Origin of the sequence: Nonlabens dokdonensis, assembly GCF_002162835.1 — a bacterium.
In the GTDB taxonomy this organism is placed as follows: domain Bacteria; phylum Bacteroidota; class Bacteroidia; order Flavobacteriales; family Flavobacteriaceae; genus Nonlabens; species Nonlabens dokdonensis_B.
Window position 1 is genome coordinate 383 of the sequence record NZ_MAAX01000093.1, and the last position, 2,448, is coordinate 2,830.

At 35.8% G+C, this 2,448-nt stretch carries 2 protein-coding genes and 1 pseudogene; all 3 read left to right on the forward strand.

All coding sequences use genetic code 11. The features are described 5' to 3' along the window. The first annotated feature begins 116 nt into the window (after nt 1–116). A complete protein-coding gene (locus A9Q93_RS05830; protein ID WP_303686444.1) occupies nt 117–713 on the forward strand; it encodes a phage tail protein in 597 nt (198 codons plus the stop codon). 16 nt (nt 714–729) lie between these two features. After that, nucleotides 730–1,326 (forward strand): phage tail protein, encoded by a 597-nt coding sequence (locus A9Q93_RS05835; RefSeq protein ID WP_303686446.1) that lies wholly within the window; start codon nt 730–732, stop codon nt 1,324–1,326. Between the two features lie 185 nt (nt 1,327–1,511). Continuing rightward, nucleotides 1,512–2,448: pseudogene (locus tag A9Q93_RS05840) on the forward strand (hypothetical protein); the annotation flags it as partial.

The window sequence follows — 2,448 nt, forward strand, 5'->3', positions numbered from 1 at the left end:
GGTAACACTGGGGGTTCACAACCACATAACAATATGCAACCTTGGTTAGCACTAAACTACATTATCTGTTTACAAGGGATATTTCCTTCAAGAAGTTAATTTAAAAAAATAAAAAAATGGACAATTTATATTTAGGTGAAATTATCTTATTTGCAGGGAATTTCGCTCCAAGATCAACAGCATATTGCAATGGTCAATTATTATCTATTGCACAAAACCAAGCGCTGTTTTCACTTTTAGGAACTATTTATGGTGGAGATGGTAGAACTACTTTTGCTTTACCTGATTTACGTGGTAGGGTTCCTGTTAATTCTGGAGGAAATAGTACTGGACCAGGTTTAACAACTAGAAGACTAGGACAAAGAAGTGGAGAGGAAAATCACATATTAAAAATAAATGAAATGCCTCAGCACAATCATACAGCTACCTTAGACAATGGATCAGCATCTATTAAAATAAATACAGGTGATGGTACTACAAATGACCCAGCTGGAAACTTTCTTGCTAAAGGAGTTACACCTGCTGCAGGTCCTGTGCCTGCTAATGTTGCAAACATTTATGCCACTACATCAAATAGCACAATGGCCGCAGATTTAACTGGAACACCAACAATAAATAACACTGGGGGTTCACAAGCACATAACAATATGCAACCTTGGCTAGGGCTTAACTACATTATATGTCTTCAAGGATTATTTCCTTCAAGAAGTTAATTTAAAAAAATAAAAAATGGATAATTTATATTTAGCTGAAATTATACTCTTTGCGGGGAATTTCCCTCCAAAAAACACAGCATATTGCAATGGTCAAATATTAGCTATTGCATCAAATCAAGCACTTTTTTCGCTTTTAGGAACCATTTATGGTGGAGATGGTAGAACCTCTTTTGCACTGCCTGATTTACGTGGTAGAGTTCCTATTAACTCTGGAGGAAATAGTACTGGACCTGGTTTAACAACTAGAGTCCTAGGACAAAGAAGTGGAGAGGAAAATCACATATTAAAAATAAATGAAATGCCTCAGCACAATCATACTGCTACCTTAGACAATGGATCGGCATCTATTAAAATAAATACCGGAGATGGTACTACTAATGAGCCAGCTGGAAACTTTCTTGCTAAAGGGCTAACACCTGCTGCAGGACCTGTACCTGCAAATGTGGCAAATATTTATGCTGCTACTTCTAATAGCACTATGGCTGCAGATTTATCTGGTACGCCAACTATCGGAATGACTGGTGGAAGTCAAGCACATAATAATATGCAACCTTGGTTAGGAGTAAATTATATTATTTGTACAAATGGATTATATCCTTCAAGAAGTTAAAAAAACAATTTACGATTTAAACCTCTATAATTTATAAATTATAGAGGTTTTTCTCTTTATAAAAACAGGTAAAAACACCTGATTTTAATCAAATCATCAAAGTGAGTATGCAATAACACCTCTATATTCCTTATTTTAGTATCCGTTAAAAAACTAACACCCACCTTCTTACAAAACCAAACATTATGAAACAAAAATACATTGCTTTGTTCTTAAAAAAAATATCTTTACTTACTCTTCTTCTTTTTAGCCTCCAATTTTACTCACAAACAACTATCACTTTTGATGACCAAGGTTGGGCAGATGAACAGAATATCGGTACATCTGTTACGCTTAGTGGGTATACGTTTTCTGCAAAAGAAAACGGTGTAACATTTGATATGAAAGTAGACAATGGAAATAGTTTTTCAGGGTTATCTCTAGTAGCTAGTAATGAGAATTTTGTTAATGGAGATATATTAACTATAACAAAATCTGGTGGTTCCTTTGATTTTCAAACCTTTCATTATTCTGGTGCGCTGTTTTTGGCATCATTAACTGTTACTGGATATAAAAGTAGTACACTAGTGGCTACACAATCAACTAATTCTCCAAGCACAGACCCAACTTCTTTTATTTTAAGTGCAGATTTTAACGATGTTGATGAAATTAGAATTACAGCAGGAGATTTTGGTTTGACATTAAACTTAGATCAATTTGTATTTGATACAGCAGTTCCTTCTGCATCTGCACCAACAGTTACCACAACAGCTGCAAGTTCTATAACTACAACGTCTGCTGCTTTAGGCGGAAATGTTACCGCAGATGGTGGCGAAACAGTTACAGAACGTGGTATTGTATATTCAACCTCTGATACCACACCAACAATTGCCGAAGGAGCAACCAAAGACACTAATAGCAGTGGAACAGGAGTTTTTTCTGAAACAGTTTCTAGTTTAACCTCTGGAGAAACATATTATATCAATGCGTACGCTATCAATTCTGAAGGAACCAGTTATGGAACCGCAACCTCTTTTACGACTTCTACTCCAACAGTAACCTTAAGTTTATCAGGTAGCCCTTTGGCAGAAAATGGAGGTGTTGCAACAGTAACCGCTACATTAAGTGCTGCTTCCTCACAAA

Excerpts from the sequence above, each read along its gene's own strand:
- A9Q93_RS05830 (WP_303686444.1), top strand. The coding sequence starts at position 117 with ATGGACAATTTATATTTAGGTGAAATTATCTTATTTGCAGGGAATTTC.
- A9Q93_RS05835 (WP_303686446.1), top strand. The coding sequence starts at position 730 with ATGGATAATTTATATTTAGCTGAAATTATACTCTTTGCGGGGAATTTC.